Genomic DNA, 24,487 nt, shown 5'->3' with positions numbered 1-24,487 from the left:
AAATAACATATGAAAAAGACACTGCTTTCTCTTTTACTTCTCACCTGTGCCAGCAGTGCGCTGGCCGCGCCGCAGGTCATCACCGTCAGCCGGTTTGAAGTGGGCAAGGACAACTGGGCATTTAATCGTGAAGAGGTCATGCTCACCTGCCGTCCCGGTAACGCGCTGTATGTCATCAATCCCAGTACGCTCGTGCAGTATCCGTTAAATGACGTAGCGGAGCAGCAGGTGGCCAGCGGGAAAAGTAACGGACAGCCTGTCAGCGTGATCCAGGTGGATGACCCGGCAAACCCCGGGCAGAAGAAAAGTCTGGCACCGTTTATTGAGCGCGCTGAAAAGCTCTGCTAGCCGTCAGGTTTCCAGTAAAAAAAAACCGCAGGTGCTTGTAAAAGCTCTGCGGTTTTTCACATTTAGTGATGTTCTGACGCTTTTTTTCAGACCACTTTTACTGTGGACTGGAAAACCTGACGTCGTCATCTATTCTTAAAGGGCAAGGCGATTGAGCCTGCATTAATGCCAACTTTTAGCGCACGGCTCTCTCCCAAGAGCCATTTCCCTGGACCGAATACAGGAATCGTATTCGGTCTCTTTTTATCCGCATGAAAATAAACGATAAAATCCGGTTTTCGTCTCAGCAGAAGGTTCACTTCCTGTGCGCCTGCCTCAAACATACCACAACCCGGCAGGCGTAAGTCCAGTCCTTTTTGGCTGTTTTGTTAAATTTTTGTTTGTATTTTGCCTGAGACGACTGCGGGATCAATGCGCGCCTGTACGGAAGCCGCAATATCATCAAGTAACGCAAAGCGGCGACGGTATTCGGCGCGTTTTTTGCTGGCAATCTCCTCCAGTGCTTTACGCTCCATCTGGAGCGGCAACTGCCAGCAGAAGGGGGAGAGTTTCTTTCCGTTCAGGCCTTCCCAGAACTCGTCGTAGCTGGCGTGAAAATGACGGCCTTTGCTCAGACGGTAGCGCAGCGCGCGGAAAACATGGCCTTCATCGCTGACGGCAAAAATCGCGCTGATGTTCGAGCGTGAGGCAAGCTGGAAGATCACCTCCATCAGCACGCGTTTCGGGAAAAGACCATGGCAGGCACGGGTAGCCTGTTTAATCACCTCCCGTGAAACATGACGACGTGGACCCTGAAGGCCGCCGATCACCAGCACCGTACGGCCGTTACTGCGTGCGACACAGAACGTCAGGCTGGCAAGCAGCGTATTGTCATTGTCGTGCAGCCAAAGCGTGCTTTCGCCTTCGCGTTCGGCCTTACCTGCGGACGAGGCGTGGACTGTATAGATTTCGCCGTTTTTTGCCTCGAACCGGACAACCGGCACCTCTTGCGGGCTGGTCAGCGCGTGGGCGAGGGCGATGTTTTTCAGACTATCAATCCACTGATAGTGGCTGACGATAGCATCGGCCCGGTCGTTTGAGTTCAGGCCGCGCATCAGATACTGGCGGTGAGTTTTACTCGGCAAGGTAATTTGAGAGGTGAGCAGCCTGTCGAAATCATCGCGCCCGGACAGGGCCTCCAGCATGCGATGGGTGGAGGACCAGAATAAAAGCGAGCGCAGAAGGAACTTTAACCGGTAATCACGTTTGTGCCAGATTGGGCCGGGAACGCGTTTTCCTCTCACCAGTTCAGAAATAATATTTGTGCGATGCGGATAAAAAACATCGTTTTGCAGGTGTATGTTTGACACGTGAAAATCCCTCTTTTTATTCCGCTCTATTTTAAAGGCCAGGGAATAAGGGATTAATAGCGCAGCGATCTTTATTTCCGGCTGGTTTATGGTTTGTTTGGATTCGCGAAATCCGACGCCAGTTCATGACATTTTCTGTGGCAGCTATACTTCTTACAGGAGGCGTTATGTATCAGAAAATAGAGGGAGAACACTGGCGTCATGTCTGGGTTGTCAGCGATATTCATGGTTGCTATCAGTGGCTTATGGATGAGCTGAAACGACGACATTTTAATCCTGATACGGATCTGCTGATCTCGGTGGGGGATATTATCGACCGCGGGCCTGACAGCGTAAAATGTTTACAGCTGATGCAGGAAAACTGGTTTTATGCGATACGCGGTAATCACGAGCAAATGGCGTTAGATGCGCTTAAAAATAATGATTTTAGTCTCTGGTCGATAAATGGTGGTAACTGGTTTACCGGTCTTAAGGACGCTCAACAAAAACAGGCGAAGGGTTTACTCGACGCGTGTCGGGACTTACCGCACATTATTGAAATAACCTGCAAAAACGGTCTCAACGTGATTGCTCATGCGGATTATCCCTCCGCCGAATATGGCTGGCATAAGCCGGTGGATGCCCAGCGCGTGCTGTGGGATCGCGACCGGTTAATGGGCTTTATGGTGGGCAAAGGGCAGGGCATTAGCGGCGCGGATCACTTCTGGTTTGGACATACGCCTGTGGACAAACGCTACGATTTTAACAATCTGCACTACATTGATACGGGGGCAGTATTCGGGGGCTTTCTGACGCTGGCGCAACTTCAGTAATAAATAACCCGCCTTCGGGCGGGTTCTCTTTGGATCAGGCAAGACGCAAGACCCAGGCATCGGTTTTACTGTCGTAATGCTCACGGTACAGAACGGAATGTTCCCCATCAAGGATTGCTGGGACGCTGGTATCTGCATCCCAGGCGTCCAGCTGCATGCACAAATCCGGATCGGATTTGCAGGGAATACTTAACGTTCGTTCGCCTTGTGATTCGCCGCGCAATTCAGCGTCGTCGATTTCAAAAGCGCCAATGCGTACGCTGGTTTTCGTCATAATGCTCTCCGGTTTGTTGCCCAAAATCTGGTATGACCAGTGTAGTCACCCATTTTTGATCCTAGACAAGGAGAGCGAAATCGCCAGTAAAAAAATGCGTTTTTTTTCAGGCGCTGCGGTTGTTACCGGTAAACAGGCGGCCATCGCGTACCAGTTCGCGCGGATAGCTGTTTTTCAGCCGCGAGCCGACTTTTTTCGCCAGCCCCAGCGGATAGCCCTGATACGTCACGATGACTTCATCCTGTGACGGGCCGTCTTCCGGGTAAACGTCACGACCGCGATACCACTCTTCCGCTTCCTGATGCGTCAGGGCAAAGGTGTTCTCACTGCCGGCCAGCGCAATGACCGCTTCGTGCTGCCAGCGATAGCCTTTGTTGTGGATCTCCGCCAGGCGAATACCGAGGCGGGAGAAACGCACCTTACCAATCAGCGGTTCGATGTTGACCGGGAACAGCCACAGCTCTTTGTCACGCATCCAGAGGCGCAGGCTCTCATCCCAGTGCAGGCCGACTTTGCTCGCAGCCGCTTGCGCCTGTGCCGCCTCACGGCCTTTGACCGGCGCGAACGGGAAGTTGCCGACCTTAAACTTAGGGGCAGGCAAGGGATCGACGGCGCGGGTTTTACGCAGACGGGCAACAAAGAAGCCTTCGCAATCGTAAATCTGCGGGAAGACATGCAGGAAGCCTTCAGGCGTGGCCGCATGGCTGGCCGAGTCGAAGAGGGTGTCCAGCGGCAGAAACTCGACGGCATCCACATAGCGTTGCTTGAGCCACAGGCAGACGTCCTCGTTTTCATCGCGATTCAGCGTGCAGGTAGAGTAAACCAGCGTCCCGCCTGGGCGCAGGGCATGAAACGCGCTGTCGATCAGTTCGCGCTGCGTGGCGGCGATCTCCAGGTTGCTTTCAACGGACCAGTTTTTTAACGCATCAGGATCTTTTCGCACCACGCCTTCGCCGGAGCAGGGCGCGTCGAGCAGGATGGCATCAAAGGCTTCCGGCAGGGCAGCGCCAAACACGCGACCGTCGAAGTGCGTTAACGCGACGTTGTGGATCCCGCAGCGGCTGATATTGGCATGCAGGACTTTAACGCGGCTGGCGGAAAATTCGTTGGCGAGGATCGCGCCGCGGTTGTTCATCCGGGCGGCAATCTGCGTGGTTTTAGAGCCCGGCGCCGCCGCGACATCCATAACCCGCTCAGGCTGGTTCCCGTCGGCAAACAGCGCAGCAACCGGCAGCATGGAGCTGGCTTCCTGAATATAAAACAGCCCGCTCAGGTGCTCGGCGGTGCTGCCGAGCGGCAGGCTCTCCTCGTCATCCCGTTCGATCCAGAAACCCTCTTCACACCACGGCACTGGCGTTAATTGCCAGCCGTAGGGGGAGACGAGATCCAGAAACGCCCCGACGCTGATTTTCAGCGTATTGACGCGAATACTCCGGCGCAAAGGGCGCTGGCATGCGGCGACGAAATCGTCGAAAGAGAGATGAGCTGGAAGCGCCTCGCGCATCTGTGCGAGGAATTGTTCGGGAAGAAATACGGAGTTTTGAGCCACGGGCACACCACAGGGAAACATTCAGGTGCGCAGTGTAACATAAAGGCTCCGGCGCGTTGACACCGGAGCCTGCGAGATTAACGCGGCAGCGCCGTTCCCCATTCGCGCCACTCTTTCGGTTCACTTTCCAGCAGCAGGAAGTGTTTACCTGCCTGCGCCTTAGGCGCCAGAGGCGTGCCAGGCGGCGTCGCGAAGGCAATGCCGCCGCGAATGAACTGATTAAAGGTCCCCGTTTTGACCACGCCACCGGTCAGGCCGAAGTCCAGCGAGTAGCCTGAAGCGAGCCAGAACACCGAGTTGTTGCGAACCAGATGCTGATAACGCTGGCTGATGCGCAGGCCGACCATCACGCGATCGGACAGATTACCCAGCGTCAGGCTTGTTACTGTCCCCACTTCAATGCCGCGGAACAGGACCGGCGTACCGATGCCCAGCGAACCGGCTTCCGGCACTTCAACCACAATGCTCAGACCGTCCAGATAACGGGAGTCGGTGATGGTTGCCTCCTGCAACTCAAATTCACGACGCGCGTTGCCGCGACCCGGTTCAACGTTTATGTACGGCTGAAGTATGGTGTCGAGATGCTCAACCCCTGCGGCAGAAATTTGCGGCGTAACCACCGAGAAGCGCGAGCCTGCCCGGGCGAACGTCTGCACATATTCCGGATAAAGCACGGCGGTCGCCTGAACTTCGTTGCGCGCGGTGATCAGCGTCAGCTTCTGGACCTGCCCGATATCAATGCCGAGATAGCGGATGGGCATGCCTTCAGCCAGTTTACCGGCATCAAAGGTGTGCAGGGTAATCTGCCCCCCGACCGCACGCGCCGCGGTTTCGGACGGGAAGAGGATCCGCTTGTCACCTTTACGCATGTTGCCGCCCGCGCCGCTCAGGTTATCGAAGCTGATCGCACCGCGCAGGGCACGGGAGAGGGGAGACGCCTGTACGGTCAGCCCGCTGCCGTTGAGCTGCACTTTCGCGCCGCCTTCAGCCCAGAACACGCTGTTTGGCGTGAGCAGCTTGCGGTACTCCGGCTTGATATGCAGTTCGATATCAAACGCGTCCGCACGAGGACGAACGGTGATCACTTCCCCGACTTCAAACTTACGATAAAGCACGACGGAGCCTGCCTGGACGTCCGGCAGCGTTTCAGCGCTTAAGGTCAGCGTGGTGGTCGGCAGGTCGCCAAGGCTGTTTTCAATGGCTTTGTCCAGATTGGCGAACAGCGGATAACTCTCGCGCAGCGCACCTTTGCTGCCCGGCAGAATGCGGATCCCGCCGTTAACCCACTCGCTGGCGCTGGCGCCGAGGAACTCAACGCCGTCCAGACCCACCTTCACGTCGACCCGGCTGTTAACCACAAATTTACTGTCGCCGTGAACCAGATTGCTGTACTGCGGATCGATGGCGGCGGAGAAGGAGACCCCTTTTTCTGTCAGCTTACGTTCGAGGACCTGGCCCACCTGCACACCGTGCAGGATCAGCGGTTGCCCGGCTTCGATACCGTAGCTTTCCGGCGCATTCAGCGTAACCGTCAACACGCCCGGTTTTTGCAGCAGGGCTTTATCCGCCGGGGCGATAACAAAGTTTTTGTTCGGCGCGCCTTCACCGGGGATCAGCTCAAAGGTGCTTCCCGTCAGCAGGGAACTGATGCTGGCGTCGCTGAGGGAGAGCTTCGGATTACGCAGTTCAATGCGCGTTTTTTCCCGCAGGAGATCCACCACGCTCGGATCCACCGTCATTTCGCCGGTAACGGAGCCGCCCGCATTGAGGGTTAATTTTGTCAGTTGCCCGACCTCTAAACCCTGGTACATCAACGGGGTCGAACCGGCTTTCAGGCCTTTGGCATCCGGCAGGGTCAGCTTGACGATGACACCGCGCTGGCTGTGCGCCAGGTCGGCGTACAGGCCAAAGGTATCTTCTGCGGCGGCAGGGCTGGAGTCAGCAGGTGAGTCGAAGGCGATAGCGCCATTCACCAGCGCCGCCAGGCTCTCAAGCTTCACTTTCGCACCGCTTAAGCTCAGGTCGGCATCGACGCCGGAGACGTTCCAGAAGCGGCTGCCTTTTTTCACCAGGTTGGTAAAACGGCGCTCGATGAGTACATCAATGGTCACGCCATCTTTGTTCGGGTTAATGGCGTAGTCGTAAACGCGACCAACCGGAATTTTGCGGAAATAGACCAGAGAACCACTGTTCAGCGAGCCCAAATCCGGCGCGCGGAGGTGGATCATCAAATCGCCGTTATTCAGCCGATATTTCGGCTGGGTATCCAGCGCAACAAAGTGATCCTGTGGCTCGCCTTTGCCGGGCATCATGCCGATATAGTTACCGCCCACAAGCGCATCCAGCCCGGAAACGCCGGCCAGGGAGGCTTTAGGCGTGACCAGCCAGAACTGCGTTTCGGCGCGCAGGGCATCCTGCATATCAGACTTAATGCTCGCCCGGACCTGAATTTTGTTCAGCCCTTTGCCGAGGGAAATATCCTGCACGGTACCCACTTCCACCCCCTGGAAGCGAACGGGGGTACGTCCGGCGACAATGCCGTCCGCAGACTGGAAATCAATCGTGATGGTACTTCCGCGATCTTCATAGCTCGTCCAGATAAGCCAGCCTGCGATCATCAGCGCGATGACAGGTAGCAACCAGAATGGCGAAATGCGGCGTTTTGTTTTAATTCTCGCTTCAGTCGGCGAAGCGGGCGTTTCCTGACTCATGTGCGTCCCAAAGTAAGCGGCTGTCCAGCCATTCCACTGCAAGAATAGTCAATATCACCGCAGAGCCGAAATAAAAAGCTGCGGGTCCCATGGTAAAAGCAAGTAACTGATCGCGATTGATGAGCGACATCATCAGCGAAATCACGAACAGATCCAACATCGACCAGCGACCAATCCAGGTCACGAATCGCAGAAGCAGGATGCGGGTGCGTAGTCCTTGTTCGCATTTAAAGTGAATGCTGATAAGCAGCGTAAACATCACCACCACTTTGGTAAAGGGCACCAGAATACTGGCGATGAAAACAATGGCGGCGACCCCCACGTTACTGTGCGCCAGAGAGATAATCCCTGAAAGGATAGTATCTTCCTGACGGGCGCCGTTCACATAAATTACGGAGATCGGCAGCATGTTGGCCGGGAACAAAAATACCAGGGAGGCGATAAGCGCCGCCCAGCATTTTTGCAGGCTGTTGTTGCGTCGCAATCTTAACGGAATGTGGCAGCGCGGACATCTCCCGCGTTTATCCGGAAAACCGGTGTAATGGCACCCCAGGCAGACGCGCAGGTTGTCATCAGGCCGGGTCGCGGGACGCTGCGGGTAAAATCGCTCCCAAAGCTGTTCAACATTGAGATGAATCAGGGTCAGAATACTCAGCAGGACCAGTGAAATAAACGCAAAAAGGCCAATGCCAGGTTGTAAAAATGCATAATCCTGCACCTTGATAGACGCCACGCCGACGCCCACCAGATAGATGTCCAGCATCACCCACTCCTTGAGCTTTTCCAGCATGAGCAGGACGGGGCGCAGGTTCATCCCCAGTATGTTGCCAAACCACAGGTAGGCAATTGCCGCGACCAGCACCAACGGCGCGCCGACGACGCAGAACAGCACCATGGCGGCCGTAAGCGGATCGCCCTGGCGCGTCATCTGCCAGATCCCCTGCAACACGTTAGCGTCAATACGCACGCCAAGCAGGTAGAGCTTTAACAGCGGCTCGGTCCAGGCGAAGGGCATCAGCAGCAGCATGGTGACCGCCATTGCCGCCAGACGCGTCAATGACCAGTCCCGGCCATCGCGAATTTTGGCATCGCAGCATGGACAAAAAGCACTTTGGTGCGATTTCATCTTCGGCAACATAAAAAGCGTATCGCACTGGGGACAACGCTGATAATGTGCACGGGGCAGAGCCTGGCTTACCGTACGGACAACGATCTTTCGTGTCGGCGTAATTTGGGGTGTTTTTAGGGCCATCAGTCGCACACAGATTAGTATTGTTGAAAGTTATAATAACTCATGAACGGATTCATCTTGAGCATGAGCGCATTTAATGCTTATTTTAATAGGCTATGCGGTAACTATGTAAGATAACTAAGTGATTGAATAATGAACAAAACAGAATTCTACGCGGATCTGAATCGCGATTTTAAGGCATTAATGGCAGGGGAAACCAGTTTCTTAGCCACTCTGGCAAATACCAGTGCGTTACTGTTCGAACGCCTTTCTGACGTGAACTGGGCGGGCTTTTATCTGCTGGAAGGCGACACGCTGGTACTGGGGCCTTTCCAGGGTAAACTCGCCTGCGTGCGTATCCCGGTAGGTCGCGGCGTGTGCGGTACCGCAGTGGCGACCCGTCAGGTTCAGCGTGTCGAAGATGTTCATGCGTTTGACGGCCACATCGCCTGCGATGCCAGCAGCAATTCTGAAATCGTACTGCCGCTGGTGGTTAAAAATCAGATTATTGGCGTTCTGGATATCGACAGCACGGTCTTCAGTCGCTTTACTGCCGAGGATGAGCAGGGGCTGCGCGCGCTGGCCGCAAACCTGGAAAATGTTCTGGCAGAGACCGATTATCATAAATTCTTTGCGAGCGTCGCAGGATAATCAACGGATAACGTAGCATTTACTGATAGCGTCATTATAATGTCGCCTGTTCATGCCTGCGCTTGTTGGCAACGTCCGTTGTAATCAGGAAATTTCATGGAAAATCAACCTAAGTTGAATAGCAGTAAAGAAGTTATCGCATTTCTGGCCGAGCGTTTCCCGCAGTGCTTCAGCGCTGAAGGTGAAGCGCGTCCTCTGAAAGTCGGTATCTTTCAGGATTTGGTCGCGCGCGTTGAGGGGGAGATGAACCTCAGCAAAACGCAGCTTCGTTCTGCCTTGCGCCTTTATACCTCGAGCTGGCGTTACCTGTACGGTATCAAGCCGGGTGCGACCCGTGTCGACCTTGACGGCAACCCGTGCGGTGAGCTGGACGAGCAGCACGTAGAACATGCGCGTAAGCAGCTTGAAGAAGCCAAAGCTCGCGTGCAGGCACAGCGTGCGGAACAGCAGGCGAAAAAACGCGAAGCCGCAGCGGCAAACGGTCAGGAAGACGCCCCTCGTCGCGAGCGTAAACCGCGCCCGGCACCGCGTCGTACTGAAAATAACGATCGCAAACCGCGTGCTGACAAACCAGCAGCTAAAGCCCCACGTGCGCCGCGCGAAGAGCCGCGCCACACCCCGGTTTCTGACATCAATGCGCTGAGCGTAGGTCAGTCTCTGAAGGTGAAAGCGGGTAACAACGCGATGGACGCCACCGTACTGGAAATCACCAAAGATGGCGTTCGTGTACAGCTGACTTCTGGTATGTCAATGATTGTACGCGCAGAACACTTGTTGTTCTGAAACGGAGGCCGAGCCTGGCATGAACACTTTTTTTAAGCTCACCGCGCTGGCTGGCCTGTTTGCTATAACAGGCCACGCTTTCGCTGTGGACGATATTACGCGTGTTGATCAAATTCCGGTTCTCAAGGAAGAGACTCAGCACGCGACGGTGAGTGAGCGCGTGACGTCGCGCTTTACTCGTTCGCACTATCGTCAGTTCGATCTCGATCAGGCCTTTTCGGCCAAAATCTTTGACCGTTATCTGAACTTGCTGGATTACAGCCATAACGTACTGCTGGCCAGCGATGTCGAACAGTTCGCTAAACGCAAATCCGAAGTGGGTGATGAGCTGCGCTCCGGAAAACTCGATCTGTTCTACGATCTGTACAACTTATCGCAAAAGCGCCGTTTTGAGCGTTATCAATACGCGCTGAAAGTGCTGGAACGTCCTATGGACTTCACCGGCAACGACACCTTTAATCTGGACCGCAGCAAAGCGCCATGGCCGAAAGACGAGGCTGAACTGAATGCGCTGTGGGATGGAAAAGTCAAATATGACGAACTGAGCCTCAAGCTCACAGGCAAAGACGAGAAAGAGATCCGTGAGACGTTAAACCGTCGCTACAAGTTCGCTATTCGCCGTCTGGCGCAGACCAACAGTGAAGATGTTTTCTCGCTGGCGATGACCGCGTTTGCGCACGAAATTGATCCGCACACTAATTATCTCTCTCCACGTAACACCGAACAGTTCAATACCGAAATGAGCCTGTCTCTGGAAGGTATCGGTGCTGTGCTTCAGATGGACGATGACTACACCGTAATCAACTCCATGGTGGCCGGTGGCCCTGCATCGAAAAGCAAAGCGATCAGCGTAGGCGACCGTATTGTCGGTGTGGGCCAAACCGGAAAGAGCATGGTGGACGTGATTGGCTGGCGTCTTGATGACGTAGTTGCGCTGATCAAAGGGCCGAAGGGCAGCAAAGTTCGCCTGGAGATCCTGCCAGCCGGTAAGGGGACCAAAACCCGTATCGTTACTCTGACCCGTGAGCGTATCCGTCTGGAAGATCGCGCGGTGAAAATGTCGGTGAAAACCGTGGGTAAAGAGAAGGTTGGCGTTCTGGATATCCCTGGTTTCTACGTCGGCCTGACCGATGATGTGAAAGTGCAGCTTCAGAAGCTTGAAAAGCAGAATGTCAGCAGCGTGATCATTGACCTGCGCAGCAACGGCGGCGGGGCATTGACCGAGGCCGTCTCGCTTTCCGGGCTGTTTATCCCGTCTGGCCCGGTGGTACAGGTGCGCGATAACAACGGTAAAGTGCGTGAAGATGCGGATACCGATGGTGTGGTCTACTATAAGGGGCCGCTGGTGGTGCTTGTCGATCGCTTCAGCGCCTCTGCATCGGAAATCTTCGCTGCTGCCATGCAGGATTACGGCCGGGCGTTAATCGTCGGCGAACCGACGTTTGGCAAGGGCACCGTTCAGCAGTACCGCTCTCTGAACCGTATTTACGACCAGATGCTGCGCCCTGAATGGCCGGCGCTGGGCTCAGTACAGTACACCATTCAGAAGTTTTACCGCGTCAACGGCGGCAGCACGCAGCGCAAAGGCGTGACGCCGGATATTATGATGCCGACAGGTACCGAAGAGACGGAAACGGGCGAGAAGTTTGAAGATAACGCGCTGCCGTGGGATAGCATTGATGCCGCGACATTCGTGAAATCGGGTGATATGAAACAGTTCGGACCGGAACTGCTGAAAAATCACAACGATCGCATCGGGAAGGATCCGGAATTCCAGTACATCATGAAGGACATCGCGCGTTTCAACGCCCTGAAAGCAAAACGGAACATTGTGTCTCTGAACTACGCTCAGCGTGAGAAAGAGAACAATGAAGATGACGCGACACGTCTGGCGCGTATCAACGATCGCTTCAAACGTGAAGGCAAGCCTCTGCTCAAAAAACTGGACGATCTGCCTAAGGATTACCAGGAGCCCGATCCGTATCTGGACGAGACGGTGCATATCGCGCTTGATCTCGCGAAGCTGGAAAAAGAGAAACCTGCTGTGCAACCTGCTCCGACAAAATAATCCCCCAACAGGCACAAGCAATTGTGCCTGTTTCTTTTTGTTCCTCATCCTTCCGTCAGGCAGATTTCCAATTGTGTAAAGTTGTGTCTTTCTGGTGACTTACGCCGTCTGGATGCTTGAAAATAGCCGTAATACCCATACGATGTGGGTAATCGCATAGTGCGTTTTGTTAAACTGAGGTTAAAAGAATATTATGATGCGAATCGCGCTCTTCCTGCTCACCAACCTGGCGGTGATGGTGGTATTCGGGCTGGTGCTAAGCCTGACGGGAATTCAGTCGAGCAGCGTTCAGGGTCTGTTGATTATGGCGCTGCTGTTTGGTTTCGGTGGCTCTTTCATTTCACTGCTAATGTCGAAGTGGATGGCACTGAAATCCGTGGGCGGTGAAGTTATTGAGCAACCGCGTAACGATATGGAGCAGTGGCTGATGAGCACGGTTGCTCAGCAGTCAAAGCAGGCGGGCATTGCCATGCCGCAGGTAGCCATCTACCACGCGCCGGATATCAACGCGTTTGCTACCGGTGCGCGTCGTGACGCGTCCCTGGTGGCCGTCAGCACCGGTCTGCTGCAAAACATGAGCCGTGACGAAGCGGAAGCGGTTATTGCTCACGAGATCAGCCACATCGCCAACGGCGATATGGTCACCATGACCCTGATCCAGGGCGTGGTGAACACCTTCGTTATCTTTATTTCCCGTATTCTGGCGCAGATTGCTGCCGGGTTTATGGGTGGCAACCGTGATGAGGGTGAAGAGAGCAACGGCAACCCGCTGATCTATTTTGCTGTTTCAATGGTGCTGGAGCTGGTGTTCGGTATCCTGGCAAGCATTATTACCATGTGGTTCTCCCGTCATCGTGAGTTCCATGCGGATGCCGGTTCCGCGAAACTGGTGGGTCGTGAAAAGATGATTGCTGCGCTGCAACGTCTTAAAACCAGCTACGAGCCGCAGGAAGCAAACAGCATGATGGCCTTCTGCATCAACGGCAAGTCAAAGTCGCTGAGCGAGCTGTTTATGTCTCACCCGCCGCTGGATAAACGTATTGAAGCGCTGCGTAGCGGCGAATATCTGAAGTAACGTAATCGGGTTGAAAACAACCGGGCAGGAGTCCTTCTCCGCCCGGTTTTTTTATGCCTGCGCCTTTGGCTGGGTGACACGAAGACCGCTAATGACAGCCGCGAGGGTCGCCAGTGTCCCTGCGGTAATCAGCGCAACGTGTGTCGCATTCTGCCCGGCCAGGTTAAACATCAAGGCTACCAGTGCGGCCCCGGTGCTTTGCCCTAACAGTCTTGCCGTGCCCAGCATCCCGCTGGCGCCACCGCTGCGATGACGTGGGGCAGAGGTGATAATCGTGTGGTTATTAGGGGACTGGAACAGACCAAAACCGGCCCCGCACAGGATCATGCGCCAGATAATATCCAGATCCCCTGGCGAGGCGGGCAGGAGCGCCAGTGCAAACAGTCCCACCGCCATGACAACCAGCCCAATCGCCCCCAGAAGCCCGGCATGAACGCGCTCAATAAGGTAACCGGCCAGCGGGGCCATCACCATGGTTGCCAGAGGCCAGGGCGTGAGCAGCAAGCCTGTTTCCACTTCCGAACGGCCAATCACGCTCTGCAAAAAGAACGGCAGCGCAACCAGCGCCAGCATCTGTGCGCAGAATGAGCAAATGGAGGTACAAATGGATAGCGAAAACAGCGGAATACGCAGCAAATCCACCGGCAGTAACGGCACGGGCAGCGCCAGCTGACGTCGTACGAAGAAAAATCCGATGATAAGCATGGCAACGATTTCTGCGGCAATGAGCGACAGAGACTGCCCCTGAGCAAATCCGCTCAGCGCGGTAATCAGCAGGCCAAAGGTCAGCGCGTTCATCACGGCGCTGGGCAGGTCAAAACGCGGCATGGTGTTTTTCGGACCATTTTCCGGAAGATAGCGCAGGGCGAAGAAGATCGCCACAATACCCAGCGGCACATTAATGGCAAACAGCCACTGCCACGAGGCAACGGACAGAATGGCGGCGGCAATCGTCGGCCCGGCAGCGGACGACACGGCCACAATAAAGGAATTAATGCCCATGCCGCGCCCCAGGTGGCGGTGAGGATAGATAAGCCGTATGAGGGCCGTGTTCACGCTCATTAGCGCCGCGCCGCCAAAGCCCTGCGCGATACGCGCCAGGGTGAGGGTGTGCAGTGAATCGGAAAGGGCACAGAAGAGCGAGGTGAGGGTAAAGACCACCAGCCCGCACTGGTAAACCCGGCGATAGCCAAACATATCGCCCAGGAAAGAGAGTGACAGGAGGGAAATCACAATTGCTATCTGGTACGCGTTCACAATCCAGATGGAGCTTGCGGGAGAAGCATTAAGGTCTTTTGCAATGGTAGGAAGAGCAACGTTGGCAATCGCACCGTCAAGGACAGCCATCGAAATACCGATGACAATAGTGGCAATTGCCCCGTACCTCTGCGGTAAGGGCAGGCCATCAGAAACGTTTTTTTGCATGGGAAAAGAATGACTCAGCGTGAAATTATTTTCAGAGTAACTATTTTAGCATCGTTATTTCGGTTTTATGTCGCAGATTTGTAACGAAGTAAACCCAGATAGATTGCAGCACGCATCACACGAATTTATAATAAAAACCGGTTCTGATTTTTATAAAACACTCTCCATGAGGTGATAAATGGCAATCGCAGATTTGGATAAGCAGCCAGATTCTGTTTCTTCCGTGCTGAAGGTGTTTGGCATCTTGCAGGCGCTCGGAGAAGAGCGTGAAATTGGTATTACAGAGTTGTCGCAGCGTGTGATGATGTCGAAAAGCACCGTTTATCGCTTTTTGCAGACGATGAAATCATTGGGTTATGTCGCGCAGGAAGGAGAATCAGAAAAATATTCTCTGACGCTGAAACTGTTTGAACTGGGCGCCCGCGCTTTGCAAAACGTGGATCTGATCCGCAGCGCTGACATTCAGATGCGTGAACTTTCACGACTGACGAAAGAGACAATTCACCTCGGTGCGCTGGATGAAGACAGCATTGTTTACATCCACAAAATTGACTCCATGTACAACCTGCGCATGTATTCACGCATCGGTCGTCGTAACCCGCTCTACAGCACCGCAATTGGTAAAGTACTGCTGGCCTGGCGCGATCGCGAAGAGGTGAAGCAGATCCTTGACGGGGTGGAGTACAAACGCAGCACCGACCGCACCATTACCAGTACGGATGAACTGCTGAGCGTGCTGGATAATGTGCGTGAGCAGGGTTACGGGGAAGATAACGAAGAGCAGGAAGAGGGGCTGCGTTGCATCGGTGTGCCGGTATTTGACCGCTTCGGCGTTGTCATTGCGGGCCTGAGCATTTCGTTCCCAACGCTGCGTTTCTCTGAAGAGCGTCTTCATGAATATGTGGCGATCCTGCATACCGCAGCGCGCAAAATTTCAGAGCAGATGGGCTATAACGATTATCCGTTCTGATCGACGCTTTCAATAAAACGCCGCAACAGTGCGGCGTTCTTGTAAGCGAAATTCAACGCTGATTAACCGTTATCAATCACATCAGATGATTTACGCAGCACAGGACAGTTGGTTAACCCGATGATCCCGCTGTCGGAATGGATGTACTGCGCCGTGCTTACCCCCCGGGCGGTAAGATATTTACACTGGATACCCAGACCCGCGGCATTTTCTTTGCTTCCCATTAATACGCCGTACCCACTTAATAACAGGCCGATCCACACAATGGCCAGTACAATTACTGTACGAATAAGTAAACGCATCGTTGCCTCTTTTTTCTTTGTTGTCATGGAGTAAGCGTAACGGGTTTACGCAGTGAAACAAGTGCACGATTCCGAAAAGCGTCTGTTGAAGGTACAGTTAGCCCCTGTTTAAGATAACCGTGATAACCTGGCTGCATCAGGTCATAAGACGGAGTGTGGAGTGAAAAAAATACGCTGGGTAATTCTGATTATAGTGTTGATAGCTTGTGTGGTGCTGTGGACGCAGACTATCAATGTGATGTGCGATCAGGATGTACAATTCTTTAGCGGCATTTGTTCAATCAATAAGTTTATCCCCTGGTAGAGGCCATTTTTACGCTGAGTGATGTCCTTACGTGGCGGCAGTGGTAAAATGACTGTTTTTACTGAGGTGGTGAAATGGGTGAGTTACTGAATTCGGGGCTGCTGAGCATTGCATCCCTGGTAATGTCTTTGGTGGTGCTGGTCGTTGGGCTGGTACTGTGGTTCTTCGTTAACCGCGCCAGCTCCCGCACAAACGAGCAGATTGAACTGCTGGAAGCATTGCTCGATCAGCAGAAACGGCAGAATGCGTTGCTGCGTCGTCTGTGCGAAGCCAACGAGCCGGAGGAGAAAGCGGTACCTAAGGACGCTGTTGCTCAACAACAGGACGAGGAAGACTTCATTCGCCTGGTAGCCGAACGATAGTTTGCCCGGAAAGGGAGGTGGCCTGACGTACGGCGTAAATCCCCTCCCTTATCAAATGTGATCCACAACATCCCAACATATAATTAAGCAGCAGTTAACTATTGGTTCAGCATACTGAAAACTGGTGAATATTTATCCTTATTCGATAATTACCGTTTCGTTGAATAAATTGTGTGTTTTATCTTTCCCGAAGTGTTTTATTTTTATCGAAACGTTTTGCTTGCCTTGTTTTGAGGCAGAGTCATAAAAATTTCATTATTTTGGTGCAGAATAACGCTAATTAAATGGTGGATTTTAATACAATTAGCAAAATGTAATTAACATCGTATATTCCCTGACACATGTCGGTGCGTTGCAATGTTTTCAGCATAACTTTTCACAAAATGTTCTAACTCAGTCATTCTTTTAAAGAAAATCAGGGATTGGGATGGACGCTTTGAAATGATTGAGCTATGTTTAAAAAGTCTTTGATTACAGGGCGCGTCAACGCACCCTGCGGGCAGTGAGGTCAGGTAGCGCTTCATTTGACAATTCGCATAACTGTGCAGATTGTTATGGAGTAACACCTGAATTTGTGCGGCGGATCGAGACATGTTTAAAAATGGCTTGCCATATTAAACGTTGTGTGTGATAACACGTTTTGGGTCAAACGAGGTACAGTTCTGTTTATGTGTGGCATTTTCAGTAAAGAAGTCCTGAGTAAACACGTTGTCGTTGAATACCGCTTCTCTGCCGAACCTTATATTAGTGCCTCAAGCAGTAATGTCTCAGTTTTATCTAAGTCAAAGCCTGCGGGCTAAGAAAACACTCTAAGGAATTTTGCAAATGGCAAAGATTAAAGGTCAAGTTAAGTGGTTCAACGAGTCTAAAGGTTTTGGTTTCATTACTCCTGCTGACGGCAGCAAAGATGTGTTCGTACACTTCTCTGCAATCCAGGGTAACGGCTTCAAAACTCTGGCTGAAGGCCAGAACGTTGAGTTCGAAATTCAGGATGGCCAGAAAGGCCCAGCTGCGGTTAACGTAACTGCTATCTGATCGAATCACTGCTGACTGAAGCGCTCAGCGCTTCGATCCCAGACATAAGCCTCGCCGATGCGGGGCTTTTTTATTCGCTTATTTTTCAAAATATTACGTAATCCTCCGCTGTTATTATCTTGTTGCAAACCCGCGAGATTATTAGCATTGTTTTCCCGCCTTCTTATCCGCTTTTCCCGTTAAATCAGGGCGTTGATCAACAGCCCTGGGGTTAAGGTGAAAAAAAAGACAATAACGACCACCGGAAACTTTACTCCGGCACGTTTTGCACTTCTGTGTCTCGCTATCTTTTGTAGTCTTGCGTTTCTGCTGGGCCGCGTGGCGTGGCTGCAAATTATCAAACCGGATAATCTGGTTAAGCAGGAGGATATGCGCTCCCTGCGCGAAGTGGCGATAGACGCCCCGCGGGGGATGATTGTGGACCGTGAAGGACGACCCCTTGCGGTGAGCGTACCTGTCCAGGCCGTCTGGGCCGATCCCAAAACAGTGCTGGAAAAAGGGGGGATCGGTTATGATTCGCGCTGGCAGGCCCTGGCAAATGCCTTACACCTTTCTCTGAGCACGCTCGCATCGCGAATCAACAGTAACCCGCACGGGCGATTTATTTACCTTGCCCGTCAGGTTGATCCCTCCCAGGCAAAGTGGATCGATAAGCTGCGTCTTCCGGGTATCAACCTTCGCGATGAGTCCCGCCGCTTTTATCCTGCCGGGCACGTGGCGGCGAACCTGATTGGCTTCACCAATATTGATGGTCAGGGCATTGAGGGTGTCGAGAAAAGCTTCAACACGCAGCTTACCGGGAAGGCAGGCGTGCGGCTGGTCAGGAAAGATCGCTACGGACATGTGGTGGAGAACCTCACGGAGGTGGCTCCCGTACCTGCACATAATATCCAGCTTAGTATCGATGAACGCCTGCAAACTATCACCGAAGACGCGCTGGATAATGCCGTGGCGTGGAACAAAGCTGAGTCAGGCGCGTCGGTGCTAATTAATATCCAGACGGGCGAAATTCTGGCAATGGCGAGCTTCCCCGACTTCAACCCCAACAACCGGGAAGGGGCAACGCTGGATGATTTTCGCAATCGCGCGATCAGCGACACCTTTGAACCTGGCTCGACCGTTAAGCCTCTGGTGCTGATGACGGCGCTACAGCAGGGGCTGGTACAGCCTGACAGCGTCATAGACACGCATCCCTACACCATTGATGGCCATCGTATCCGCGATGTGGGCTACTATCCCGAGCTGACGATGACCGGCATCCTGCAAAAATCCAGTGACACGGGCGTGTCCCGTCTTTCGCTGGCGATGCCTGTGCAACGGTTACTGGATACCTATAAACACTTTGGCTTTGGCGAGAGTACCGGGCTTGGCTTAACGGGAGAAAGCGCAGGTTTACTGCCGCAGCGGAAATTCTGGAGCCAGTTAGACCGGGCGACCTTTGCCTTTGGATATGGCCTGATGGTAACCCCCCTCCAGCTGGCGCATGTGTATGCCACCATCGGCAGCTATGGCATTGAACGGCCTCTGTCCATCACCCGAATCGATCCGCCGGTGATTGGCAAGCGGGTGATGCCCGAGGAAATTGTTCACGAGGTGGAGCACATGATGGAGAGCGTCGCATTACCCGGCGGTGGTGGAATCAAAGCGGCGGTGCGTAACTATCGCGTGGCGATAAAAACCGGGACGGCCAAAAAAATCGATGAACACGGTAAGTATGTGGATAAATACGTCGCCTATACCGCAGGCGTTGCGCCTGCCAGCGATCCCCGTTTTGCGCTGGTGGTGGTGATTAACGATCCGCAAAACGGTGCCTATTACGGCGGGGCCGTTTCCGCGCCCGTTTTCAGCGAAATTATGGGGAACGTTCTGCGTCTGGAAAACGTAAAGCCTGACGGGCTGCCGGCAGATTCTGACCATCTGATCGTGATGCATCACCCAGCCGTTTATAACCCTGGCGAATAGCGGTACACTTCGCCTTTTGGTTTACGCCCTGGAGCTGTCATGTCTTTCAGTTGTCCCCTTTGCCACGCGCCGCTGACGCGCGCGGAGAAAACGTTTATCTGTCCACAGGGACATCAGTTTGACCGGGCGAAAGAGGGCTATGTAAATCTTCTGCCGGTACAGCACAAGCGCTCCCGGGACCCGGGTGACAGCGCGGAGATGATGCAGGCGCGCCGGGCGTTTCTCGATGCCGGGCATTATCAACCGCTCAGGGATGCCGTTGTCGCCTTACTCCGTGAATATCTGACAGAAGGCGCATCCGCCATGCTGGATATCGGCTGCGGCGAAGGTTACTACACCGCCACGTTTGCTGACGTGGCGGCTGAGAAGGGCGCCGAAACGTACGGGCTGGACGTATCTAAAGTGGCTATCCGTGCGGCAGCCAAACGCTACTCAGCGGTAACGTTCTGCGTGGCCTCCAGCCACCGCCTGCCGTTTGAGCAAGAGAGTATGGACGCCGTGGTGCGTATCTATGCGCCGTGCAAGGCTGAGGAGCTGGCGCGCGTCGTTAAGCCCGGTGGCTGGGTTATCACCGTCACGCCAGGGCCGCGTCATCTGCTGGAGCTAAAAGGGCTGATCTATGATGAAGTTCACCTGCATGCGCCTCACTCTGAACAGCTGGCAGGCTTTGCGTTAAAGCAGGCGCAGTCGGTAGCGTATGAAATGATGTTGCAGGGAAGTGAAGCGGTGGCGTTACTGCAAATGACGCCGTTTGCGTGGCGGGCAAAACCAGAGGTGTGGGAAACGCTGGCAGCGCAGACAGAATTTCGCTGCCAGACGGATTTCAGCATCCATTGCTGGCAGCGCGAAGGTTAACCCGCGAAGTGTGCCCAAAGGATTTGGGCACCAATCCCGATCAACACGATACCGCCCAGAATTTCGGCGCGTTTGCCTAACAGCGGGCCAATGAACCGACCCACCATCATCCCCAGCGTTGACATGATCAGCGTGGCGCAGCCAATCGCCAGCGCGGTGGCGATAATATTGACCTGCAAAAACGCCAGACCGACACCCACGGCCATTGCATCCAGGCTGGTTGCGATGGCGGTTGTCACCAGAAGCCAGAAGCCGTGGCGTTGCAGCGGCGCATCATCTTCATCGCCGTTGCCACGAAAACCTTCAATCACCATACGTCCGCCGAGGAACACCAGCAGCACGAAAGCAATCCAGTGATTCCACTCCAGCACAAACTGGCTGGCGAGCATCCCCAGTCCCCAGCCGATAAGCGGCGTCAGCGTTTCGATAGCGCCAAAGATGAGACCGGTACGCAGGGCTTCGGAAAATTTAGGTTTATGGAGAGTGGCACCTTTGCCGATAGAGGCGGCAAATGCGTCCATGGACATGCCAAAAGCCAGAAGGATCGTAGCGGAGATATTCATAAGAGCGTCCAGACCGGGGATATCCATATGACACATCACTGCCCCCAGTAAACAGCAGTTGATGTATCTATGGTCTCGCCTGATCGCTTCTGGCACAGTAATTGTGCTTAAAAACGATCCGTACGCGCCACGTTTTTCAACGAGTATGTTGACACGTACATTTCCCGCAGGCAGGAAATCGGCTACTCCCCAACGACGGGCGCAACCTTAACATATTTTGAGAATATAAAACAACAACGAAGATGGCTTTATATAGCCACTATGTTGATAACGATTTTCATTTAGATTTATGCGTGAAAATATCGTTAATAAATATAAGTCAATTAACAGAGGAGATATAGCACCGGCTATATTGCTGGTTCAAGAATAATGCAATATATAGCCGATGCTATAATGATAAATCATTGAGTTTTAACAAGTAATTTGTATATCTTTTCCAGGTCATCAATATTTCTGACCCGGATGAGCAGGCGGCGTTGTTCTAATTGCATCACCAGAACCCCGTCTTCGGATAAATTCATCTCTTTAATACGGTTATATTCTATCCAGACATTGGCGAAGAAGAATCCGTGTTTTTTAAAAATGAGTTTTGGCGAGCGGCTCCAGAACAGGTAAATCGCCATTAATGCCAGCGCACATAATAACCATGTGGTTAATATTGCGCCGTGGCTGGTCACATTATTGTAAATGAGGATGACTACCAGACCGGCGAAGATAAACGCATCAATGCGTCCACGGCGTAAGAGGGGAAGGGTCAGCAGCGTCTCGCCGTGGCGGCGAGGCATAATAAACTCGTCATAGATCGCGTAAGCCAGAAGGGCAACAATAAATAAAACCAGTACGGTGTCCGTGACAGTCATTCATCCTCCAGATAAAAAGACCGGGGGCAAGCCCCCGATCAGTAACGCATTTTATTACAGACCCAGCAGGCCGACAGCGTAGCCCGCGATACCGATGACGAAGAAGCCAACGATGATCCAAAGCGGGTTCACTTTCTTACGCAGCAGCCACATACAGGCGAAGGTTAACAGCAGCGGTACCAGGCCCGGCATCAGCTGGTCCAGAATGGTCTGCACGGTGGTAACGCGCGTCTGACCATCCTGACCGGTGATCGTTGATACCACCAGCGGGATGTTTACGTGCGTCCACTTGTTAACCAGCGCCCCCATTACAAACAGGCCGAGAATTGACGCCCCCTCAGTCAGTTTTTGCAGGAAGCCGCCGCCCATATCCTTAACGATATCCACACCTTTACGATAGCCGTACGCCACGCCGTAGTAACGGGTCAGCAGACGCACCGCGTTGAACAGGATGAAGAACAGCAGAGGACCGAGCAGGCTGCCGCTCATGGCGATCCCGGCGCCCAGCGCCGCAAAGACCGGACGCACGGTACCCCAGAAAATCGGGTCGCCCACGCCTGCCAGCGGCCCCATCAGACCAACTTTGATACCGTTGATGGCACCATCGTCGATTTCAGCCCCGTTCGCACGCTGCTCTTCCATCGCCAGCGTCACGCCCAGAACCGGCGCCGCAACATAAGGATGGGTGTTGAAGAATTCCAGATGACGCTTAATTGCCTGACGGCGTGCTTCGTTGTTTTCCGGATACAGGCGTTTGATGGCCGGCACCATGGAGAAGCAGAAGCCGAGCGCCTGCATACGTTCGAAGTTCCATGAACCCTGAAACAGGTTAGAACGGATGAACACGCCACGAATATCACTCGGAGTGAGTTTTTTCTCAGTGGTAGTTTTTGTCATATCAACCATTTCGCTCACCTGTTAGTCCAGTTCGTTATCGAGATCGTTGTTACCAGCAGCCTGCGCAGGGGCACCCGCGACACGGTTGTATTTCGGGCTGAGCTGGATATAAAGAATCGCCATCACCGCACCAATCACACCCAGCGCAACCAGGTTGAAGTTGGTGAACGCAGCGGTAACGAAGCCGAGGTAGAAGAATGGCATCAGGTAGCCCGCGCGCATCATGTTGATGACCATCGCATAACCGACCACCACGATCATACCCCCGGCGATATTCAGACCGCTGGTGACCACTTCAGGGATCGCATTCAGCATGCCCTGAACTTCGCTGGTACCGACAGAAATCGCCACGATAACTGCAGGGATCGCGATACGCATCGCTTGCAGGAACAGGGAAGAAACGTGGATCCAGGAGAGCGCGGTGAGGTTGCCGTTTTCGGCCGCCTTATCCGCCGCGTGCTGGAAGGCCACGGTAATAGTACGGACAATAATGGTCAGCACCTGACCCGCTGCGGCCAGCGGGATGGCCAGCGCGATACCGGCACCGATACTCTGATGACCGGCGATAACCAGAACGGTCGAAATAATGGACGCCAGCGCGGCATCTGGCGCAACTGCCGCACCGATGTTCATCCAGCCGAGGGCGATCATTTCCAGGGTACCACCGATGATGATACCGGTTTTCATGTCACCGAGAACGGCGCCAATCAACGTACAGGCCACCAGAGGGCGGTGGAACTGAAATTCATCAAGTACGGACTCCATACCCGCAATACACGCGACGATGAACACCAGCACAATCTGAAGAGTAGTAATCTCCATTGCACTTCTCCTATTACATAAGCTCTATATGAAAAACCGGCCCGGGCTTATTTCCCCACTTTGCCGATCAAATCCATCATTTTCAGTTTCTGATCCGTGGAAACCTTACGGGCTTCCAGCTCGATACCGCGTGCATTCAGCTTGTTGAAGGCCTCGATATCTTTCGCATCCACTGAAATCGCGTTGTTGACCTGCGTTTTGCCCTGACGGAAAGCCATACCGCCAATGTTAACGGAGGTGATTTTCACGCCGCCTTCAACAATGCGTTCAACGTCTGTCGGGTTGGTGAACAGAAGCATCACGCGTTCGCCCGCGTATTTCGGGTTGTTGTAAACGCGGATCATTTTGGCGACATCCACGACGTGCGCGGTGACGCCCGGCGGTGCAACCTGGGTAAGAAGGGTTTTACGGACAGTGTCGGCGGCCACTTCGTCACTGACCACGATGATGCGTTGTACGTTGGTCTCTTTGGTCCAGCGCGTCGCCACCTGGCCGTGGATTAGACGGTCATCAATACGCGCAAGGCCGATAACCATGTAATCGTTCGGACCCATTGGCTTCGCCGGTGCAGCGGCTTTTGGTGCAGCAGGGGCAGGGGCAGGTTTTTCGACCGGCTGCGCTTTCAGCGCCTTCACCCCTTCGCGACCGGTTTCCACCGCCAGCGCCACCAGCTCGTCAAAGCCTGGGTTGTCGTCACGCGCCATGAAGGTTTCCACCAACATCGGGATATTCACCCCGGCGACGACTTCATAATGCTCTTTATCGACGACAATGCGGCTGGCAGCGTTGAACGGGCTGCCGCCCCATGTATCCACGAGAAACAGCACGCCTTTGCTGGTATCCAGCTTCTCAAGCTGAGCAGTGTATTTTTCAATCAGCGTCTCGGCATTTTCACCGGGAACGAAATCGATCCAGCCGACGTTTTCCTGCTCGCCCAACAGCATTTCTGCCGTTTTGAGTAACTGCTCCGCAGCCCAACCATGTGTGCCTATGACAATAGCAATGGTCACTTGCTACCTCCTTTTATTATCATTTATACGTCTGCCAGGCAGGCGTACTGAGAATCGTATTGGCGAACCGAATCGATTCAGATAAGGGTTAGAGTTCAAAAAAACTAAGACTTCCGCGAATTATTTTAGATAGTGAAAAAATAATTTATGTGATGAAGATCCGTAATTTAGCTACGCCTTACAGATTTTTCTCTAAGATAATCCGCGTGTGTTACAGAAGTTTGCAAAGGAACGTAAATCTTTGCTAAAAACCAATTGTCTCTGATATG

The 24,487-nt window shown here is 53.5% G+C and carries 25 protein-coding genes and 1 pseudogene; 13 read left to right on the top strand and 13 right to left on the bottom strand.

Going from position 1 to position 24,487, the window contains the following annotated elements; genetic code table 11:
• Positions 1–9 precede the first annotated feature (9 nt).
• Complete coding sequence (locus L384_RS02995) at positions 10–348, top strand: YebY family protein (protein WP_003859787.1); 339 nt, start codon at positions 10–12, stop codon at positions 346–348.
• Between the two features lie 125 nt (positions 349–473).
• Here L384_RS02995 and L384_RS0121380 read toward each other — a convergent pair whose 3' ends face one another.
• Both L384_RS0121380 and L384_RS03000 read right to left on the bottom strand, forming a co-directional pair.
• Positions 474–671, bottom strand: coding sequence for a hypothetical protein (locus L384_RS0121380; RefSeq protein ID WP_032609507.1), 198 nt, complete (start codon positions 669–671; stop codon positions 474–476).
• A 45-nt stretch (positions 672–716) separates the two neighbouring features.
• The gene (locus L384_RS03000; RefSeq protein WP_003859879.1) at positions 717–1,697 is read right to left on the bottom strand and encodes a VirK/YbjX family protein; all 981 of its coding nucleotides are present in this window, start codon (positions 1,695–1,697) and stop codon (positions 717–719) included.
• Positions 1,698–1,864: 167 nt separating this feature from the next.
• Here L384_RS03000 and pphA point away from each other — a divergent pair, with 167 nt between their 5' ends.
• A complete protein-coding gene (gene pphA, locus L384_RS03005) occupies positions 1,865–2,509 on the top strand; it encodes a protein-serine/threonine phosphatase (protein WP_023324865.1) in 645 nt (214 codons plus the stop codon).
• Positions 2,510–2,543: 34 nt separating this feature from the next.
• Here the strand turns inward: pphA and L384_RS03010 are convergent, their stop codons facing one another.
• From L384_RS03010 to yebS, 4 genes are all read right to left on the bottom strand, one after another.
• Entirely contained in the window at positions 2,544–2,783 is a 240-nt protein-coding gene (locus L384_RS03010; RefSeq protein ID WP_003859885.1) for a YebV family protein, read from the bottom strand.
• Positions 2,784–2,889: 106 nt separating this feature from the next.
• Complete coding sequence (rsmF, locus tag L384_RS03015; RefSeq protein WP_023314333.1) at positions 2,890–4,353, bottom strand: 16S rRNA (cytosine(1407)-C(5))-methyltransferase RsmF; 1,464 nt, start codon at positions 4,351–4,353, stop codon at positions 2,890–2,892.
• 56 nt (positions 4,354–4,409) lie between these two features.
• Positions 4,410–7,043, bottom strand: coding sequence for a PqiB family protein (locus tag L384_RS03020; RefSeq protein ID WP_003859888.1), 2,634 nt, complete (start codon positions 7,041–7,043; stop codon positions 4,410–4,412).
• Positions 7,012–8,295 carry a membrane integrity lipid transport subunit YebS gene (yebS, locus tag L384_RS03025; protein ID WP_003859890.1) on the bottom strand — a complete coding sequence of 428 codons (1,284 nt, stop codon included), beginning with the start codon at positions 8,293–8,295 and terminating at the stop codon, positions 7,012–7,014. The genes L384_RS03020 and yebS overlap by 32 nt, the downstream gene beginning before the upstream one ends.
• A gap of 132 nt (positions 8,296–8,427) precedes the next feature.
• Here yebS and L384_RS03030 point away from each other — a divergent pair, with 132 nt between their 5' ends.
• The 4 genes from L384_RS03030 to htpX all read left to right on the top strand — a co-directional run bounded on the left by L384_RS03030 (position 8,428) and on the right by htpX (position 12,851).
• Entirely contained in the window at positions 8,428–8,925 is a 498-nt protein-coding gene (locus L384_RS03030) for a GAF domain-containing protein (RefSeq protein ID WP_006811006.1), read from the top strand.
• Positions 8,926–9,021: 96 nt separating this feature from the next.
• The gene (gene proQ / locus L384_RS03035; RefSeq protein ID WP_003859895.1) at positions 9,022–9,708 is read left to right on the top strand and encodes an RNA chaperone ProQ; all 687 of its coding nucleotides are present in this window, start codon (positions 9,022–9,024) and stop codon (positions 9,706–9,708) included.
• 19 nt (positions 9,709–9,727) lie between these two features.
• Complete coding sequence (gene prc / locus L384_RS03040; protein WP_003859896.1) at positions 9,728–11,776, top strand: carboxy terminal-processing peptidase; 2,049 nt, start codon at positions 9,728–9,730, stop codon at positions 11,774–11,776.
• A gap of 193 nt (positions 11,777–11,969) precedes the next feature.
• Positions 11,970–12,851: a protease HtpX gene (gene htpX, locus L384_RS03045; RefSeq protein ID WP_003859899.1), complete on the top strand. Its 882-nt coding sequence runs from the start codon at positions 11,970–11,972 to the stop codon at positions 12,849–12,851.
• 51 nt (positions 12,852–12,902) lie between these two features.
• Here htpX and L384_RS03050 read toward each other — a convergent pair whose 3' ends face one another.
• Positions 12,903–14,276 carry an MFS transporter gene (locus L384_RS03050; RefSeq protein ID WP_023314330.1) on the bottom strand — a complete coding sequence of 458 codons (1,374 nt, stop codon included), beginning with the start codon at positions 14,274–14,276 and terminating at the stop codon, positions 12,903–12,905.
• Positions 14,277–14,454: 178 nt separating this feature from the next.
• Between L384_RS03050 and kdgR the strand changes: the two genes are divergently transcribed.
• Entirely contained in the window at positions 14,455–15,246 is a 792-nt protein-coding gene (gene kdgR, locus L384_RS03055) for a DNA-binding transcriptional regulator KdgR (protein WP_003859903.1), read from the top strand.
• Between the two features lie 62 nt (positions 15,247–15,308).
• On the opposite strand, the gene L384_RS03060 is transcribed toward kdgR, so the two are convergent.
• Positions 15,309–15,548 carry a YobH family protein gene (locus L384_RS03060; RefSeq protein WP_003859905.1) on the bottom strand — a complete coding sequence of 80 codons (240 nt, stop codon included), beginning with the start codon at positions 15,546–15,548 and terminating at the stop codon, positions 15,309–15,311.
• A 160-nt stretch (positions 15,549–15,708) separates the two neighbouring features.
• On the opposite strand from L384_RS03060, the gene mgrB reads away from it, so the two are divergent.
• The 6 genes and pseudogenes from mgrB to rlmA all read left to right on the top strand — a co-directional run bounded on the left by mgrB (position 15,709) and on the right by rlmA (position 20,066).
• Positions 15,709–15,852, top strand: a complete 144-nt coding sequence (gene mgrB / locus L384_RS0121375) for a PhoP/PhoQ regulatory lipoprotein MgrB (RefSeq protein WP_003859906.1) — start codon at positions 15,709–15,711, stop codon at positions 15,850–15,852.
• A 74-nt stretch (positions 15,853–15,926) separates the two neighbouring features.
• Complete coding sequence (locus L384_RS03065; protein WP_003859907.1) at positions 15,927–16,214, top strand: YebO family protein; 288 nt, start codon at positions 15,927–15,929, stop codon at positions 16,212–16,214.
• Positions 16,215–16,882: 668 nt separating this feature from the next.
• Positions 16,883–17,027: pseudogene (locus L384_RS0121370) on the top strand (DUF2627 domain-containing protein).
• A gap of 12 nt (positions 17,028–17,039) precedes the next feature.
• Positions 17,040–17,249, top strand: coding sequence for a transcription antiterminator/RNA stability regulator CspE (cspE, locus tag L384_RS03070; protein ID WP_001062678.1), 210 nt, complete (start codon positions 17,040–17,042; stop codon positions 17,247–17,249).
• A 216-nt stretch (positions 17,250–17,465) separates the two neighbouring features.
• Complete coding sequence (gene ftsI, locus L384_RS03075) at positions 17,466–19,211, top strand: peptidoglycan glycosyltransferase FtsI (RefSeq protein ID WP_003859909.1); 1,746 nt, start codon at positions 17,466–17,468, stop codon at positions 19,209–19,211.
• A gap of 39 nt (positions 19,212–19,250) precedes the next feature.
• Positions 19,251–20,066, top strand: coding sequence for a 23S rRNA (guanine(745)-N(1))-methyltransferase (rlmA, locus tag L384_RS03080; RefSeq protein WP_023324864.1), 816 nt, complete (start codon positions 19,251–19,253; stop codon positions 20,064–20,066).
• On the opposite strand, the gene mntP is transcribed toward rlmA, so the two are convergent.
• The 5 genes from mntP to manX all read right to left on the bottom strand — a co-directional run bounded on the left by mntP (position 20,063) and on the right by manX (position 24,218).
• Complete coding sequence (gene mntP, locus L384_RS03085) at positions 20,063–20,629, bottom strand: manganese efflux pump MntP (protein ID WP_003859911.1); 567 nt, start codon at positions 20,627–20,629, stop codon at positions 20,063–20,065. The two genes, rlmA and mntP, sit on opposite strands and share 4 nt — an antisense overlap.
• 401 nt (positions 20,630–21,030) lie before the next feature.
• Positions 21,031–21,489, bottom strand: a complete 459-nt coding sequence (locus tag L384_RS03090) for a DUF986 family protein (protein WP_023324863.1) — start codon at positions 21,487–21,489, stop codon at positions 21,031–21,033.
• Positions 21,490–21,543: 54 nt separating this feature from the next.
• On the bottom strand, positions 21,544–22,395 hold the full coding sequence (locus L384_RS03095; RefSeq protein ID WP_023324862.1) for a PTS mannose transporter subunit IID: 852 nt from the start codon (positions 22,393–22,395) through the stop codon (positions 21,544–21,546).
• A 12-nt stretch (positions 22,396–22,407) separates the two neighbouring features.
• Positions 22,408–23,208, bottom strand: coding sequence for a PTS mannose transporter subunit IIC (manY, locus tag L384_RS03100; RefSeq protein ID WP_003859914.1), 801 nt, complete (start codon positions 23,206–23,208; stop codon positions 22,408–22,410).
• Between the two features lie 47 nt (positions 23,209–23,255).
• A complete protein-coding gene (manX, locus tag L384_RS03105; protein WP_022651434.1) occupies positions 23,256–24,218 on the bottom strand; it encodes a PTS mannose transporter subunit IIAB in 963 nt (320 codons plus the stop codon).
• Positions 24,219–24,487: the final 269 nt, after the last annotated feature.

This window comes from Enterobacter sp. MGH 38 (assembly GCF_000492855.1).
Taxonomy (GTDB): domain Bacteria; phylum Pseudomonadota; class Gammaproteobacteria; order Enterobacterales; family Enterobacteriaceae; genus Enterobacter; species Enterobacter hormaechei_C.
Note: the sequence above shows the minus strand (reverse complement) of the source record. Positions and strands in the feature narration are given on the sequence as shown.